Below are 16,334 nucleotides of genomic sequence, written 5' to 3'. Positions count from 1 at the left end.
AACAAGGCCGCCCGAAGCGGCCCACAGAATTAGTTGATTTCGATGCGGCGCGGCTTATTCGCTTCGGGAATTACGCGCTCGAGATCGATATACAGCAGACCATTCACCAGGTTTGCGCCGCGAACATGAATGTTCTCCGCTAACTGGAACTTACGTTCAAAGTTGCGCTCGGCAATGCCCTGATACAGGTAAGTACGTTCTTTTTGATCGTCCGCATGGGCGCCTTTCACCACCAGCAGATTGTCCTGGGCAGTGATTTCCAGTTCGCTTTCAGCAAAACCGGCAACGGCTATCGCAATGCGGTAATGGTTTTCGTCTACCAGCTCAACGTTGTACGGAGGGTAGCCGCCATTGCTCTGGCCCTGGTTGTTTTCCAGCAGGTTAAACAGGCGATCAAAACCAATAGCAGAACGGTACAGTGGGGATAAATCAAAGTTACGCATAATCAATAGCTCCTGAAATCAGCGAGGATAATGGACCTTCCATCATGGACAGGTCAGGTAGCCAGGACACCCATCAGGCATGCCCTTCATTTGCCTACATCCTAAAAGTGGGTCTTAAACCAAACTTTTCAAGCGTATTCATCTGACTTTTTTTGCAGTTTGTTGTCTATTGCATACACTGGGGGGAGCAGTTGTTATCGTTAAATCGCGATAGCCGCCACAGTGCGACGAAATGGTGATGTTATTTTCGCAACGGATCGCTTTAACTCACCATGCAAACACGATAAATACAGATGAATAAATGATGATAAAAAAAATGTTGGTAACACTGACAATGTGCAGCGGGATGGCGTTTGTGAGCGGCTGTTCCAGCATTATGTCGCATACCGGCGGCAAGGAAGGGACGTATCCCGGCACGCGCGCCAGTGCCACAATGATTAGCGAAAGTGATACAAACTGGGGAACCAAGTCGCTGGCGATTCTGGATATGCCGTTTACCGTTGTCCTGGATACGGTATTGCTTCCGTGGGACCTCTTTCGCAAAGATAGCTCGGTGAGATCCCGTGTAGAAAAGAGCGAGGAGAGGACGCAGGCCACAAACGCCGTTATCCCTCCGGCAAAAATGCCAGCACCTTAAGTTAACGCCCGGTTTCTGTCACCCACAGTTGGCGGAAACCCTCGACGTCTTCCATCCACGCAACCTGTTGACCATCAGGAGAGAAGACGATCGCATCGCCCGACGGCGGGTTGCCGTGACGCTCCGTTAAAAAATCAATATCTCCCGTCTGAGCATCACAACAAGCGATTCTGTTCTGCAGTACAAATCCCAGCCATTTTCCCGACGGATGCCAGTTGAATGCCGACTGGATATCCGTGTCGCAGCGGGTAAGCTGACGTGGTTCTCCTCCCTGTGGGGAAATCAACCATAGCTGCACTATACCGCCGTCATCACGCATTAAAAACGCAATCTCAGACGCCTGTGGATTACTGCGCACCCAGTGGCGCGGCTGATTCACCAGCCCAGGGAAAGCACGGTTATGGGTAAACGTCAGACGACACTGAACAACGCCAGACGGAGGCGCAGGCATTGTCGCCTCAGAACCCTCCAGCGGTGCCTCGCCCGGCTTTTTCCAGCCGTTTTCATCCCGTGGCAAATCGACGATAAACAGCTCGGGAACCTTCTCGCCATTTGCCGACAAGGTATCACCGATAAATGCCAGCGCATGATCCCCCACCCAGCCTTCTTCATAAGCGCGGTTAATCTCATCACTACCTGGTTTTGGCGTTGGTGTCGTCTGGCTCACCAGCACGCACCAAGAGTTCCCGCTGTATTCACGGGGATGCTGCGCGGATACCTTCACCGGACCATACGGCGCAGCCACACCGACATTGCGTAAATCCAGCGCCGGTGAACGCTCATGCAGCACATGATCGTTATAGGTGAAACTGACAAACTCGCCGTTTGGGCTAAAAACATGCACATGACTACCACCGCGCAGCGCGCCCGGCGTGTAAGGCGCAGTAATATCCATCGCATCCAGATTCTTCACTTCTGCCTGCGTAGCAATCACTCCACGCCGATGATGGAAGTCGTAATGCCATGATTCATCTGGATTTTCAGGTCCATGAATAAATACATACTTTTCCGACTTTGGATGAACGGTCACTACGCCAACATGCGATCCCTGTGTCGCGCGATAAATCACCTCCAGCTCGCCGGTGTGAATATTGATGCGTTCAATCGTCTCTCCGGTAAACGATGCGCCGGAAGGACGTACATCAAAAACCAGCCACTGGCTGTCCGGTGTCCAGGTGTTGATATTGGTAAGCTGATGATTACGCGGCGTAAAGGTGATTTGCTTCATGGAATGCCCTGATACAAGACGATTTCAGCAATCATACTTCACAAGCACTTCACTTTCAGGCTTTAGCGTATCGTCATCTTCATTTTTGCGGACAGAAAGATGGAACATTTTGACGTAGCGATTATCGGATTAGGCCCGGCAGGCGCAGCGCTGGCGCGGCAGTTGAGCGGAAAAATGCGCGTGATCGCGTTGGATAAAAAACGTCAGTGCGGCAACGAAGGTTTCACTAAACCCTGTGGCGGCCTGCTGGCCCCGGATGCCCAGCGTTCGTTTATCCGCGATGGGATAACCTTACCCGTTGATGTCATCGCCAATCCACAGATATTTAGCGTTAAAACGGTTGATGTTGCAGCCTCTTTGACGCGTAACTACCAGCGAAGTTACATAAACATCAACCGCCATGCCTTTGATTTATGGCTTAAATCTCTCATTCCCGACGATGTACAGGTGTATCACGACAGCTTGTGTCGGAAAATCTGGCGCGAGGGCGATAAATGGCATGTTATCTTCCGCGCCGACGGTTGGGAGCAACAGATCACCGCACGTTATCTGGTCGGGGCCGACGGCGCGAATTCACTGGTGCGCCGTCATCTCTACCCCCAGCATCAAATTCGTAAATATGTCGCTATTCAACAATGGTTTGCAGAAAAACATCCTGTGCCGTTCTATTCCTGTATTTTTGATAACGACGCAACCGACTGTTATTCCTGGAGTATCAGCAAAGACGGCTATTTTATCTTTGGCGGCGCCTACCCGATGAAGGACGGCCAGTCACGCTTTGACGCGCTGAAAACGAAGATGGAAGCGTTCCAGTTTCAATTCGGCAACCCGGTGAAAAGCGAAAAATGTACGGTGCTATTCCCCTCACGCTGGAAAGACTTCGTCTGTGGTGAGGAAAACGCATTTTTGATTGGCGAAGCGGCCGGTTTTATCAGCGCCAGCTCGCTGGAGGGGATTAGCTATGCGCTGGACAGCGCGGAGATTCTCAAATCTGTACTACTGCGGGATGCGCCAGATATGAATCTCGCTTACCGCAAAGCTACCCGTAAAATACGTCTCAAACTGTATGGTAAAATCCTTAAAAGCCGGGCACTTACGTCAGCGTTTTCCCGTAAATGGATAATGCGCAGCGGCGTGGCACATATTCCTCAGGATGACAATTCAGCGCCACAAATCATGGCTGAAACAGGGCAAATACGGCGAAGCATTTGCCCATAACATCTTAATTCAGCGCAAACTTCTCAATGGCATACGCGACGCCATCTTCGAGGTTAGATTTGGTCACGAAGTTGGCGATTTCTTTGACTGATGGAATAGCGTTGTCCATGGCAACGCCCACACCTGCGTATTCAATCATCGCGATGTCGTTTTCCTGATCGCCAATAGCCATCACCTCTTCGGCTTTAATTCCTAACGCGTCGGCCAGCGATTTTACGCCAGTACCTTTATTGACGCGTTTATCGAGAATTTCGAGGAAATACGGCGCACTTTTCAGTACGGTGTACTTCTCTTTAACTTCTGCTGGGATGCGCGAGATGGCTTTATCGAGGATCTCCGGTTCGTCAATCATCATCACTTTCAGGAACTGGGTTGCGGGATCCATTTTCTCGGCTTCACAGAACACCAGCGGGATGGTCGCGACAAACGATTCATGCACCGTGTAGTAGCTGATATCGCGATTAGCGGTATACAGCGTGTTGCGATCGAGAGCGTGGAAATGCGAGCCGACTTCCCGGGAAAGTTGCTCCAGATAGCGATAATCGTCATAGCTTAGCGCAGTTTGCGCTACGGTACTGCCATCCCCGGCTTTCTGCACCAGCGCTCCATTGTAGGTAATGCAGTAGTCACCGGGCTGTTCCATATGTAGTTCTTTCAGATAGCTGTGGACGCCGGCATAGGGGCGCCCCGTGGTCAGCACCACATTTACGCCACGCGCTCGCGCTGCGGCAATCGCCGTTTTGACCGCAGGTGAAATGGTGTGATCGGGCAGCAGAAGTGTGCCATCCATGTCGATAGCAATAAGTTTGATAGCCATGAGTTCCCCGGATTAAATGAGTCCATCCTCATGCTAACGCGATTCCGCTCAAAAAACAGCTACGAAAAGGGGCTGAATAACGACAAAGCAATCCTCATTACCGTTTACGCACACGCGTTAACCGACAAAGTTAATCATTAACATTGTGTATGATTATTAAAATTAAATCGACAATAGATATTAAATCACAAACTCCGCCAACTTCCAGACAATAGACACGTTAACATTTTATTTTAAATAAAACGGTATCAGTAGATAAACCATCACAAACTTCAATATTAAAAATCTATTATTTAATGTTTTTTATTCACAATAATTATGCATATTCCATTGCTTTCACATAATAATTATTTTTCCTTTCAGGAGTCATGAATAACACGATGAAAAACAAGGAAAAAACAACATATCACATTCATTTTTTTATACACAAAATATTTTGTGTATTTCTTTGCTTCATGTAAGTGTGAATTTCCTCACGGAAATTAATATCATTTTTGAGTCTTATGCATACAAAACAGCGTTTCATTTTTATAGATTCACTGTTTCTTAAAATCATTAACTGTATACATGAGACCAACAATGAAAATTAAGAATTTGCGATGGTATATCATCGTCCTTGTGATGCTGGGCACCATTACCAACTATCTCGCAAGAAGCACCCTCGGGGTAGCTGCTCCTGAGATGATGAAAACATTAGGGCTGTCGAGCGAGCAGTATTCCTGGATTGTCTCTGTCTTCCCCTTCACTTATGCGATTGGCGGCATCGCATGCGGCTTTATTATCGATAAATTCGGTTTGCGATTAAGTTTTGCTCTACTGGCGGCCCTGTGGTCAATCTTTAATATGCTCACAGGCCTATGTAGCACCTGGTTGCCAATGGCATGGCTGCGCGGTGGTTTAGGGTTAACGGAGGCCGCCTTTAACCCGGCGGGTATGAAAGTTACCGCCGAGTGGTTTCCAGCAAAGGAAAGAGGATTAGCCTGTGGCGTTTATAGTCTGGGAACCTCCGTCGGTGCGATGCTGGCGCCGCCGTTAGTCGTGTGGGCGATCGTTAATTACAACTGGGAAATGTCATTTGTCGTTACTGGTGCAATAGGAATTGTATGGGCGGTAATCTGGTACATTTTCTATCGCTCACCAGAACAACATCCTGCACTGATCAAAGCGGAACATGATGCAGTCCTTGCCGACCAAATCGAAGTGGTAAAAGAAAAAGCGACGCTTCGTTCTATTATCACTAACCGCAATTTATGGGCTATCTCATTACCCCGCTTTATGGCCGATCCTGCATGGGGAACGCTGCATTACTGGATGCCGCTGTATCTTGTCACCGTTCGCCATATGGATATGGCACATATCGCAATGTTCGCCTGGCTCCCCTTTCTGACGGCTGATTTCGGCTGTATCTTTGCGGGTTATCTGTCTCGCATACTGGTTAATCGAGGTTTCTGTGTACTGAATGCAAAACGGATCACCTTCACGTTCGCCTCTATTTTGATGTTATCGATGGCAGCCGTTGGCTTTGTTACCGATGTTTATATTGCGATTGCCCTATTCTGTGTTGCGGGCTTCGCCCACCAGTGCCTGTCTATCACGGTCATCAGTATGTCTTCCGATCTGTTTCCTAAACAGGAAGTAGGGACTGCAACAGGCTTTGCCGCATTTACCGGTAGTATGGGTAATTTCTTATTTGGTTTGTTCCTCGGCGCCATGGTTACTGTTATCGGTTATAACGCCTTTTTCGTAGGATTGGGCGTTTTCGATTTAATCGGCGCACTTTTCCTGTGGACCCTAATAAAAACACCTAAAAAAACCACACAAGCCATCACGGCATAAATTATCGGCAAGGAAAACTTTTTATGAAAAAAACAGCTTTATTGCTGGCGGCTTGCTGCTGCCCTATCGTCGGCCACGCCATGACATTTGATATGCGTGGCGGCTATAAAGAGGCCAGCCATAGTTACGAGTCTCGCTTTAAAATGAGCCAAAGTTTTAAATCCGGTTACTGGCTGAGTATGGAAACCGATAATAAGCAAGGTAACGATAACCTCGATCAATCCACGATCAGTTACAATGAAATTGAAGGGAACTATAAATATAAACTAAGCCCAATGGTGGCAATACAGCCGGGGATAGTTTATCACTGGAGCACCGATGGCGCACAAGTTCGCCCTTACGTCAAAATAATCTGGAATATGACTGATACGGTCTACTCTGGAGTTCGTTTTCGTTATGACTGGAATCAGTATGACTCAAAAGATCTTTCGGGTACTCAGGATAAAGGAAGCGTTGAACGACTGGATTTATATCTCGGCTGGCAGAATGAATACTTTAGTATTCAGGATAACCCCGTGTTCTATCGCTATGTGAATGATTTCCATTATAACAATGGCAAGAAAAGTGCCTATGAAAATGATCTGGTCATTAAATATAAACTCAACAAAACATTTCAACCTTATGTTGAGTGGGATTATATGGAGCAACAAGGAAAATATAATAGTGAGTCAGGATTAACAGAAAACCGCTTCCGCATCGGATTAACCATCAACTTCGAATAAACAGGCTAAAAAAGATGAAATGTAAAATACATTTTCTGGCATTAATTGTCAGCGGGGTTTTCTGTTCACAAAATACTATCCTGGCCGCTCAACATGACCCTTGCCTGACTTATGATTGTGAACAAATGTTGAGCATCAAGCAAAGCATTAGTCAACACGATGTCCAATACACACCAGCCTGGCAAGCACTGTTGCAACAGGCTGACATGGCGCTCACTCATTCCGTGTATTCGGTCATGGACAAAACCTTAACGCCGGTTTCTGGAAATAAACATGACTACTACAGCTTTGGTCCCTACTGGTGGCCAAATCCTGATAGTAAAAATGGCATGCCCTATATCCGTAAAGATGGACAAATAAACCCGGATTCTAAAACGAACGGTACCGACAGTAAGCGCATGGTGCAATTCTCCGATGATGTTCGGGCGCTGGCGCTGGCGTGGTTTTACAGTGGCGAGGATAAATATGCGAAAAAAGCGCAGCAATTGTTACAGGCCTGGTTTCTCGACAGTAAAACCCGAATGAACCCTAACTTAAACTATGCACAGGCGATCCCCGGAAAAGTCGACGGACGTGGAATTGGGATTATCGATACCCGCGTTTTGATCGATGTGGCTGACAGCATTGTTTTGCTGGAAAACTCGGGTCATATCCCCTCGCAGGCGCTGAAAGGGTATAAAAAATGGTATGCAGACTATACACAATGGTTGTTAACGAGTCACAACGGCTTTGAAGAGTCGAACTGGTATAACAATCACGGCGCATGGTATGACGCGCAGGTTACAGCATTTTCTCTGTTTACCGATCAACAGCAGCAAGCATCACGGCAGGTGGAAATTTTCAAATTGCGCCACCTGATTTCTCAGGTAAACGCTGCCGGGGAAATCACATCTGAAACCGAGCGCACACGCTCGTTCCATTACACTAATTTTGCACTATCCGCTTATGCACACATGGGACGCTATGGCGAGAAAGCGCAAAATGATGTCTGGGGTTTCGAATTGGATAACCGCACGATGAAAAAAGCCTTTTTGCTAATAAGCGAACAAACCGGCAAGCCGCAGACAGCCTGGGGGCATGAAGATATCCGCTATACGCCTTCTGAAGCAACAGGACCATTACTCGCGGCTGCAAGAGCGTATCAGGATATGAGCTTCATTAAAAATGCAGCCATTATGACAAAGGAAAACCCTAAGGATATCAATATCCTGATCCCAGGATCGGTGCTGGTGAAATAACGAGGACGATATGAAGCAGTTTACACAAAAGCAAGTACTGCAGGCCCGTGAACTCGCCAGGCCAGAGATGATAAACGCGCTGAGAGCAAGCAACAGCGATGTTATCAATAATCCGGTTCTGGTTCCTGAAACGGGATGCGCGACCTGGAACCACTACTTTTTTTGCCCGGAGCACAGCGTACGTTTAATGTGGGATCGCCATTCGCCAGAAGTGCATCGCTGCCCCGTGGATGGTACAACATTTTCCGGTGAGCCTTATGATGGCGCATGGTGGCGCTGGCTTAATGGCTTAAATGCAAAAGCGTGTTATGAACTGGCGGTACTGTGGTTGCTGACCGATGAGGCCCGTTATCTCAGCAAAGTGCGGGATATTCTGATGCTTTACGCCAGATATTATCCGGATTATCAGGAGCACGGCGGAATTCCCTACAATGGCCCCGGAAAAGCAAATGCACAGACATTATGCGAGGCCAACTGCCATTCCGATTTTGCCAGAGGCTTCGACATTATCCGCAATAAACTCACCGCAGAGGAAGACCTGTATATCGCTGAACGTCTCTTACGTGCGGGAGCAGATTTCCTTATGCAACATCGCTGTAATCAGATCCACAACCATGAAGTCAAAATCAGCGCTGCAATCGGCATTATTGGGGCTGTGCTAGATGATAAAACGTATCTCGAATTTGCGGTTAACAGCCAGTACGGGCTTCGATACCAGTTAGAACATGCCTTAATGCCTGACGGTTTGTGGTTTGAAGGTTCTCTGCATTACCATTTTTACGCGCTGCAGGGATTTTTCGCCTATGAAAAAGTCGCCCGTGGTTCGGACTACAGTTTGCTGGAAACCGCCTGGTATCCAAAAATGTTGAGCGTACCACTGACGCAGTTAATGCCAGATATGACGCTGCCGAAAATTAACGACTGTGTGAACGGCCAGGAAAAACTGACGCATAGCGATATTTATGAGTTTGCCTGGTGGTATTACGACACACCAGAATATGGACAGCTATTAAAACAGATTTACAGCCAGCACCCTCGAAACAGTATTGATGCAGTATTTTACGGGAAAACGCTCCCTTCACAGGCTCTTTTACCACCACAGGAGACGCTGCATACAGCAGAAAGCGGTCTGACGATTATCCGGAATAAACTTGGGCGTGCTATTTGTGTCAAACACACACCTTATGGCGGCGAGCACGATCACTATGATCGACTGGGGTTAACCGTGTTTAATAATGGCCGGGCAATTTTTCCGGACCTTGGTACCACAGGCTACGGCGCACCGCTGCATTACGGTTACTTTAAGAACTCTTTTTCACATAACACACTCTGTATTAATGGGAAAAACCAGGCACCGGCAAATCCCAGCGTGGTGCTATACCGTGAAGAAAATGGCACGGTACAACTGGTTACCGAAGTCGAGTGGCAAAGTATGCCAATGCTCCCTGACAGTAAAACCCGCGTCGAATGGGATGCAGAGGCCTACAAAGACGTGGTTTTTCGTCGAAACATCACCACAAGTAGCGACTTATTAATTGATATTATTACAGTTGATAACCCGCACAATCAGGAGATTAATACCAGTTACCTGATTAATGCTGAACCGCTCTGCACCAGGCACACCGTCACGCTCTTCCCGCACATTATGGCTGTTGATGCCGTTAATCTGGATACCCCCGTAAAATTGCGCTGGCAGTCGCCGGATAAGTTCACGGTTTATTGCTTATCGGCAGGTAATAGCGTGCTCTTCCACGGCAAAGGGCCAAACAATCCCTCAATATCAGAGCTGACGTATCTCACGATGCGTTCAACAGAAAAGCGGGTCATTCATATCACTGTCACCGACTTTTCAGGAGATGATGATATCCAAATAAATATTGAAAATGAGAACCTTATCGTTACGGTGAATAATATAGTCGCTCACTGCATTCCTTTTGGCCGGCAGATTATCTAATCACCTTCAGACAGACCATAAAAAAACGCCTGAACAAATTCAGGCGTTTTCGTCAGGATCGTAATGTTCAAAACGACTTAGATATCGATATTCGCCGCTTTCAGGGCATTCTCTTCGATAAACGCGCGACGCGGTTCAACGGCATCGCCCATCAGCGTGGTGAATAGCTGGTCAGCGGCAATCGCATCTTTCACGGTAACGCGCAGCATGCGACGGCTTTCCGGATCCATGGTAGTTTCCCACAGCTGTTCCGGATTCATCTCGCCCAGACCTTTATAACGCTGGATAGCGAGGCCGCGACGTGATTCTTTCTGCAACCATTCCAACGCCTGCTCGAAGCTGGCAACCGGCTGACGGCGCTCGCCACGTTCGATAAACGCATCGTCTTCGATAAGACCGCGCAGCTTCTCGCCGAGCGTACAAATACGACGATATTCGCCACCGGTCACAAATTCATGCTCCAGCGGATAATCGGTATCAACGCCGTGGGTACGCACGCGGATCACCGGCTCGAACAGGTTCAGTTCAGCGTCTTTACGCACAAAGCTGTTCCAGGTGCTGCCGTGAACTTCGTTTTCATTCAGCACGTTAACCAGCTGGGACACCCAGGTAGTGACTTTCGCTTCATCAGCGAGATCGGCTTCAGCCAGCGTCGGTTGATAAACCAGTTCTTTCAACAGCGCTTTCGGGAAACGACGTTCCATACGGCCAATCATTTTCTGGGTCGCGTTGTATTCAGAAACCAGTTTTTCCAGTGCATCACCCGCCAGCGCCGGAGCGTGGGCATTGGTGTGCAGCGTGGCACCATCAAGGGCGATAGAGATCTGGTACTGATCCATCGCTTCATCGTCTTTGATGTACTGTTCCTGCTTGCCTTTCTTCACTTTGTACAGCGGTGGCTGTGCAATGTAAACGTGGCCGCGCTCAACGATTTCCGGCATCTGACGATAGAAGAAGGTCAACAGCAGCGTACGGATGTGCGAACCATCGACGTCCGCATCGGTCATGATGATGATGCTGTGATAACGCAGTTTGTCCGGGTTGTACTCGTCGCGACCGATGCCGCAACCCAGCGCGGTGATCAGCGTCGCCACTTCCTGAGAAGAGAGCATCTTGTCGAAGCGCGCCTTCTCAACGTTAAGAATTTTACCCTTAAGCGGCAGAATCGCCTGGTTCTTACGGTTACGCCCCTGCTTCGCAGAGCCGCCCGCTGAGTCCCCTTCCACCAGGTACAGTTCAGAGTGAGCCGGGTCGCGTTCCTGACAGTCCGCCAGCTTGCCCGGCAGACCCGCTAAGTCCAGCGCACCTTTACGGCGGGTCATTTCACGCGCGCGACGAGCAGCTTCACGAGCACGCGCAGCATCAATGATTTTGCCGACGACGATTTTCGCGTCAGACGGGTTTTCCAGCAGGTATTCGCTCAGCAGTTCGTTCATCTGCTGTTCTACCGCCGATTTCACCTCAGAAGAGACCAGCTTGTCTTTGGTCTGAGAGGAGAATTTCGGATCCGGCACCTTCACGGAAACAACGGCAATCAGGCCTTCACGGGCATCGTCACCGGTGGCACTGACTTTGGCTTTTTTGCTGTAGCCTTCTTTGTCCATGTAGGCGTTCAGGGTACGGGTCATCGCCGCACGGAAACCTGCAAGGTGAGTACCGCCGTCACGCTGCGGAATGTTGTTGGTGAAGCAGTAGATGTTTTCCTGGAAACCATCGTTCCACTGCAGCGCAACTTCAACGCCGATACCGTCTTTTTCAGTGGAGAAGTAGAAGATATTCGGATGGATCGGCGTTTTGTTTTTGTTGAGGTATTCAACAAACGCCTTGATGCCGCCTTCGTAGTGGAAATGGTCTTCTTTGCCGTCGCGCTTGTCGCGCAGACGAATAGACACGCCGGAGTTCAGGAATGACAGCTCGCGCAGACGCTTAGCCAGAATGTCGTATTCGAACTCAACGACGTTGGTAAAGGTTTCGTGGCTTGGCCAGAAACGTACCTGAGTCCCCGTCACTTCGGTTTCGCCAGTGACCGCCAGCGGCGCCTGCGGCACACCGTGCATGTAAGTTTGCTGATGCACTTTGCCTTCACGACGAATCACCAGCTCCAGTTTCTGCGACAGGGCGTTAACGACGGAAACACCTACGCCGTGCAGACCACCGGAAACTTTATAGGAGTTATCATCAAATTTACCGCCTGCGTGCAGAACGGTCATGATAACCTCCGCCGCCGAAACGCCCTCTTCCGGGTGAATACCGGTTGGGATACCACGGCCATCATCGGTAACGGACACGGAGTTATCAGCGTGAATCGTTACCACGATATCTTTACAGTGACCCGCGAGCGCTTCGTCGATAGCGTTATCTACCACCTCGAATACCATGTGGTGCAGACCGGTGCCGTCATCCGTGTCGCCGATATACATACCCGGGCGCTTACGCACCGCATCCAGTCCTTTCAGGACTTTGATACTGGAGGAGTCATAAGAATTCGACATCAACGTTTCTCGCTCATTTTATCTTGGGTTAATCCGTTATTTTACCCTTTTCCACGGTAAACATCTTCGAATTTTCATCGGACATGTCTATAACGTGTTCAGCGCTGATTGCGCTGACAAAGACTTGAGATTGCGTAGCTTTTAAGCGGCTGGCCAGCAGCCCACGACGCGCATCATCCAGTTCAGAGGCAAAATCATCTATCAGGTACAGGCAGCGCCGTCCGCTTTCGCGGGTCAGGAACTCCCCTTGCGCCAGACGTAAGGCGCACATCAGCAGCTTGAGCTGCCCACGCGACAACGTGTCTTCCACCGGCGCGCCGTCGGCACGAATGCGAAAATCCGCCTTATGCGGACCGTGCGCGGTGTAGGTCAACATGCGATCGCGTTCAAAACTGCGTTCCAGCACTTCGGCGTAATCTGTCTCTTTCTCCCAGCCGCGCTGGAATGAGAAGGAGAGAGAGAACTCGGGAAGAAACTGCTGGCAGGTATCCGCCATATCTTGCGCGATACCGGCGCTGTACTCCGCGCGCCAGGCGCTGATTTGTTCCGCCAACGGGATCAGTTCTTTATCCCACGGGCGCAGTTGCTCATAACGACTTACCTGGCGCAGTGCCGCATTGCGCTGCTTGAGCAGCCGCTTCAGATTGCTCCAGGCAGTGAAAAAGCCGGCTTCATTGTGAAAGCATCCCCAGTCAAGGAATGCTCTTCTGTATTTGGGGCCGCCATTGAGTAAAGTAAACCCTTCAGGCGTTATCAGTTGCATCGGCATCAGGTGCGCCAGCTCGGCGACCTTGTGCCCGTCAGTGCCGTCAATGCGCACTTTGCTGTCGCCCAGTTTGTCTTTCGTTAGACCAATCGACGTCTCACGCTCATCACCCTGCAAACGCCCGTGTAAAACAAACGATTCTTGTTCGTGGCGAATCACGCGGCCAATTTGCAAACTACGAAACGCCCGGCCGTGGCCGAGCGTATAGATAGCTTCCAGCACGCTGGTTTTGCCGCTGCCGTTAGCGCCTACCAGGAAGTTAAAGCCGGGAGATAAAGCGAGATCCGCATTTTCAATATTGCGGAAATCTTTAATCAGGAGTCGGGATAGCGACATATCAACTCATAACCAGGGCGTTATCGTCGCAGTTAGTCTGGTTACGGCCAGCGCACAGCAACCGGAGCGTACTGAAGTACGTGAGGATTGCGAGCACTGCCCGGAGCCAGAATAACAAGTAAGATAGCCCGATATTCTTTACAAGCGCATAGGCATGACGACATAGGCTGCAGATTGTGACGCTGCATCTTCAATCTGTACGCTCGATACGGAATCGGTCAGCAGAATACGCACATTCTCGCACTTCAGCGCGTTCAGAACGTCCAGCACGTAGCTAACGTTAAACCCGATTTCCAGTTCAGTACCCGGATAGGAGACATCCAGAATTTCTTCGGCTTCTTCCTGCTCCGGGTTATTAGCGGTGATTTTCAGCTGGTTTTCGCTGACATACAGACGCACGCCGCGGAATTTCTCGTTAGAGAGGATCGCCGCACGAGCAAACGCCTGCTTGAGGATATCGCAACCGGCTTCCAGATGTTTGTCCGGATTCTTCGGCAGTACGCGGCGATAATCCGGGAAACGACCGTCAACCAGCTTGGAGGTAAAAATGAAATCCCCCACGTGCGCACGAATATTGTTGCTGCCAATCTGCACGCGCAGCGGGTTGTCACCGCCGTCAAGCATACGCATCAGCTCAATCACACCTTTACGCGGTACGATCACCGAATGGCTGGGCAACGGCTGACCGACAGGCATTGAACAAACCGCCAGACGGTGACCGTCGGTCGCCACAGTACGCAGCTCTTCCCCTTCGGTTTCAAACAGCATGCCGTTTAAGTAGTAACGCACATCCTGATGCGCCATCGAAAACTGCGTGGCTTCAATCAGGCGCTTCATCGTGGCCTGCGGCAGGGTGAATTCGACTTCGCTCTGCCAGTCATCCAGATTAGGGAAGTCGGCGGCAGGCAGCGTGGACAGCGAGAAACGGCTGCGACCAGAGCGTACCAGCATGCGGTCGCCTTCCAGTTGAACGGCTATTTCCGCGCCTTCCGGCAACCCGCGGCAAATGTCGAAGAATTTACGTGCCGGAACGGTGGTCGCACCAGGTTCATGGGGCTGGATCAACGCCACGCGCGCCACCATCTCCATTTCGAGATCGGTACCGGTCAGAGAAAGCGCACCGTCAGCGACCTGCAGCAGCAGGTTTCCGAGGATCGGCAGTGTAGGACGTCCACCCAGCGGGCCGCTGACCTGCTGAAGCGGTTTTAATAAATGTTCACGTTCAACGGTAAATTTCATAGCGTCACGAAGATAATGTTCTGATTAAATTGGAGAAATCTTCTTTAATATCATGGCTTTCTTCACGCAACTGCTCAATCTTGCGGCAGGCATGAAGCACGGTAGTATGGTCACGCCCACCAAACGCGTCGCCAATTTCCGGCAGACTGTGGTTGGTGAGCTCTTTTGCCAGCGCCATCGCCATCTGGCGCGGACGAGCTACCGAGCGAGATCGACGCTTAGAAAGCAGATCCGCAATTTTGATTTTGTAATACTCCGCCACCGTCTTTTGAATATTGTCGATGGTGACCAGCTTTTCCTGCAAAGCCAGCAGATCGCGCAGCGCTTCACGCACGAAATCGATAGTAATCGCCCGGCCAGTAAAGTTAGCGTTGGCGATCACGCGGTTCAGTGCGCCTTCCAGTTCACGCACGTTAGAGCGTAGACGCTTGGCGATAAAGAACGCCACTTCACCCGGCAGACGAATGTCGTTTTCGTCTGCCTTTTTCATCAGGATCGCGACGCGTGTTTCCAGTTCAGGCGGTTCGATCGCGACAGTCAGTCCCCAGCCGAAGCGGGATTTCAGACGATCTTCAACGCCATTGATCTCCTTCGGATAGCGATCCGAGGTCAGGATGATCTGCTGATTACCTTCCAGCAAGGCGTTGAAGGTGTGGAAAAACTCTTCCTGCGATCGTTCTTTATTGGCAAAGAATTGGATATCGTCAATCAGCAGCGCGTCAACGGAACGGTAGTAGCGTTTAAACTCTTCGATCGCATTGTTTTGCAGGGCTTTAACCATGTCCTGCACAAAACGCTCGGAGTGCATATACACCACTTTGGCGTTTGGCTTACGCGCCATAATGCCGTTACCGACAGCGTGCAACAGGTGAGTTTTACCCAGACCCGTACCGCCATAAAGGAATAACGGATTGTAGGCGCCGCCTGGATTGTCCGCCACCTGACGTGCCGCCGCGCGCGCCAGTTGGTTAGATTTACCTTCAACGAAGTTATCAAACGTGTGTTTGACGTTGACGTTAGAACGATAGGTAGGTTCAGCCGGAGCCGGGACGTTATCCCAGCCAGAACGCGCTGCCGGAGCGGCACGTTGCGGTTGCACTTGCTGGGTCACGTGGGCGGGCGCCACAACGTTGTTGACCGGCGTTTTCAGCGTTTGCGTGACGGGTTTAGTACCGACTTCAAAGCGCAGCTGTGGGGCATCCGCTCCGCAGAAATTATTGAGTAATCCATTAATATTATTGAGGTATTTATCCCTTACCCAATCGAGCACGAAACGGTTTGGCGCATACAAAGCCAGCGTGTTATCGCTCAATTCCGCCTGCAACGGGCGTATCCACATACTGAATTCTGTGGCTGGTAACTCATCCTGCAATCGGGCAAGACACTGCTGCCAAAGCGAAAGTGACAC

Annotated in this window: 13 protein-coding genes and 1 other annotated feature; of the genes, 6 read left to right on the top strand and 7 right to left on the bottom strand. The window is 50.0% G+C overall.

Annotated features, from left to right (window positions below):
- Positions 1-29: 29 nt before the first annotated feature.
- Positions 30-443 (bottom strand): small heat shock chaperone IbpA, encoded by a 414-nt coding sequence (gene ibpA / locus On2M_RS00065; protein ID WP_003023882.1) that lies wholly within the window; start codon positions 441-443, stop codon positions 30-32.
- Positions 437-509: a sequence feature (ROSE (Repression Of Heat Shock gene Expression) occurs in the 5'-region of heat shock genes and acts as an RNA thermometer to modulate expression.), on the bottom strand. Its footprint overlaps the gene before it by 7 nt.
- A 238-nt stretch (positions 510-747) precedes the next feature.
- Between ibpA and On2M_RS00060 the strand changes: the two genes are divergently transcribed.
- Complete coding sequence (locus On2M_RS00060; protein ID WP_187253952.1) at positions 748-1,080, top strand: YceK/YidQ family lipoprotein; 333 nt, start codon at positions 748-750, stop codon at positions 1,078-1,080.
- Between the two features lies 1 nt (position 1,081).
- Here On2M_RS00060 and On2M_RS00055 read toward each other — a convergent pair whose 3' ends face one another.
- Complete coding sequence (locus On2M_RS00055) at positions 1,082-2,308, bottom strand: DUF3748 domain-containing protein (RefSeq protein ID WP_210904064.1); 1,227 nt, start codon at positions 2,306-2,308, stop codon at positions 1,082-1,084.
- A 99-nt stretch (positions 2,309-2,407) separates the two neighbouring features.
- Between On2M_RS00055 and cbrA the strand changes: the two genes are divergently transcribed.
- Positions 2,408-3,526: a colicin M resistance lipid reductase CbrA gene (cbrA, locus tag On2M_RS00050; RefSeq protein WP_210904063.1), complete on the top strand. Its 1,119-nt coding sequence runs from the start codon at positions 2,408-2,410 to the stop codon at positions 3,524-3,526.
- 4 nt (positions 3,527-3,530) lie between these two features.
- Here the strand turns inward: cbrA and yidA are convergent, their stop codons facing one another.
- Positions 3,531-4,343, bottom strand: coding sequence for a sugar-phosphatase (yidA, locus tag On2M_RS00045; RefSeq protein WP_003023871.1), 813 nt, complete (start codon positions 4,341-4,343; stop codon positions 3,531-3,533).
- Positions 4,344-4,922: 579 nt separating this feature from the next.
- Between yidA and On2M_RS00040 the strand changes: the two genes are divergently transcribed.
- The 4 genes from On2M_RS00040 to On2M_RS00025 are packed head-to-tail and all read left to right on the top strand — an operon-like array spanning position 4,923 to position 10,093.
- On the top strand, positions 4,923-6,179 hold the full coding sequence (locus tag On2M_RS00040) for an MFS transporter (RefSeq protein WP_187253925.1): 1,257 nt from the start codon (positions 4,923-4,925) through the stop codon (positions 6,177-6,179).
- Between the two features lie 23 nt (positions 6,180-6,202).
- Positions 6,203-6,901 (top strand): oligogalacturonate-specific porin KdgM family protein, encoded by a 699-nt coding sequence (locus On2M_RS00035; RefSeq protein WP_210904062.1) that lies wholly within the window; start codon positions 6,203-6,205, stop codon positions 6,899-6,901.
- A 14-nt stretch (positions 6,902-6,915) separates the two neighbouring features.
- Entirely contained in the window at positions 6,916-8,139 is a 1,224-nt protein-coding gene (locus On2M_RS00030; RefSeq protein WP_210904061.1) for an alginate lyase family protein, read from the top strand.
- Between the two features lie 10 nt (positions 8,140-8,149).
- On the top strand, positions 8,150-10,093 hold the full coding sequence (locus tag On2M_RS00025) for a heparinase II/III family protein (RefSeq protein ID WP_210904060.1): 1,944 nt from the start codon (positions 8,150-8,152) through the stop codon (positions 10,091-10,093).
- A gap of 77 nt (positions 10,094-10,170) precedes the next feature.
- On the opposite strand, the gene gyrB is transcribed toward On2M_RS00025, so the two are convergent.
- From gyrB to dnaA, 4 genes are all read right to left on the bottom strand, one after another.
- Positions 10,171-12,585, bottom strand: coding sequence for a DNA topoisomerase (ATP-hydrolyzing) subunit B (gyrB, locus tag On2M_RS00020; protein WP_187253929.1), 2,415 nt, complete (start codon positions 12,583-12,585; stop codon positions 10,171-10,173).
- Between the two features lie 28 nt (positions 12,586-12,613).
- Complete coding sequence (gene recF / locus On2M_RS00015) at positions 12,614-13,687, bottom strand: DNA replication/repair protein RecF (protein WP_151224039.1); 1,074 nt, start codon at positions 13,685-13,687, stop codon at positions 12,614-12,616.
- A 138-nt stretch (positions 13,688-13,825) separates the two neighbouring features.
- Entirely contained in the window at positions 13,826-14,926 is a 1,101-nt protein-coding gene (gene dnaN, locus On2M_RS00010; protein WP_005121477.1) for a DNA polymerase III subunit beta, read from the bottom strand.
- A gap of 4 nt (positions 14,927-14,930) precedes the next feature.
- The coding region (gene dnaA, locus On2M_RS00005; protein WP_247604897.1) for a chromosomal replication initiator protein DnaA at positions 14,931-16,334 on the bottom strand (1,404 nt) is incomplete at its 5' end.

The sequence above is a fragment of the Citrobacter sp. On2M genome (assembly GCF_018035235.1).
Classification (GTDB): Bacteria; Pseudomonadota; Gammaproteobacteria; order Enterobacterales; family Enterobacteriaceae; genus Citrobacter; species Citrobacter meridianamericanus.
Note: the sequence above shows the minus strand (reverse complement) of the source record. Positions and strands in the feature narration are given on the sequence as shown.

Excerpts from the sequence above, each read along its gene's own strand:
- yidA (WP_003023871.1), bottom strand. The coding sequence starts at position 4,343 with ATGGCTATCAAACTTATTGCTATCGACATGGATGGCACACTTCTGCTG.
- On2M_RS00030 (WP_210904061.1), top strand. The coding sequence starts at position 6,916 with ATGAAATGTAAAATACATTTTCTGGCATTAATTGTCAGCGGGGTTTTC.
- On2M_RS00040 (WP_187253925.1), top strand. The coding sequence starts at position 4,923 with ATGAAAATTAAGAATTTGCGATGGTATATCATCGTCCTTGTGATGCTG.
- recF (WP_151224039.1), bottom strand. The coding sequence starts at position 13,687 with ATGTCGCTATCCCGACTCCTGATTAAAGATTTCCGCAATATTGAAAAT.
- On2M_RS00055 (WP_210904064.1), bottom strand. The coding sequence starts at position 2,308 with ATGAAGCAAATCACCTTTACGCCGCGTAATCATCAGCTTACCAATATC.
- ibpA (WP_003023882.1), bottom strand. The coding sequence starts at position 443 with ATGCGTAACTTTGATTTATCCCCACTGTACCGTTCTGCTATTGGTTTT.
- On2M_RS00060 (WP_187253952.1), top strand. The coding sequence starts at position 748 with ATGATAAAAAAAATGTTGGTAACACTGACAATGTGCAGCGGGATGGCG.
- dnaN (WP_005121477.1), bottom strand. The coding sequence starts at position 14,926 with ATGAAATTTACCGTTGAACGTGAACATTTATTAAAACCGCTTCAGCAG.
- cbrA (WP_210904063.1), top strand. The coding sequence starts at position 2,408 with ATGGAACATTTTGACGTAGCGATTATCGGATTAGGCCCGGCAGGCGCA.
- gyrB (WP_187253929.1), bottom strand. The coding sequence starts at position 12,585 with ATGTCGAATTCTTATGACTCCTCCAGTATCAAAGTCCTGAAAGGACTG.
- On2M_RS00025 (WP_210904060.1), top strand. The coding sequence starts at position 8,150 with ATGAAGCAGTTTACACAAAAGCAAGTACTGCAGGCCCGTGAACTCGCC.
- On2M_RS00035 (WP_210904062.1), top strand. The coding sequence starts at position 6,203 with ATGAAAAAAACAGCTTTATTGCTGGCGGCTTGCTGCTGCCCTATCGTC.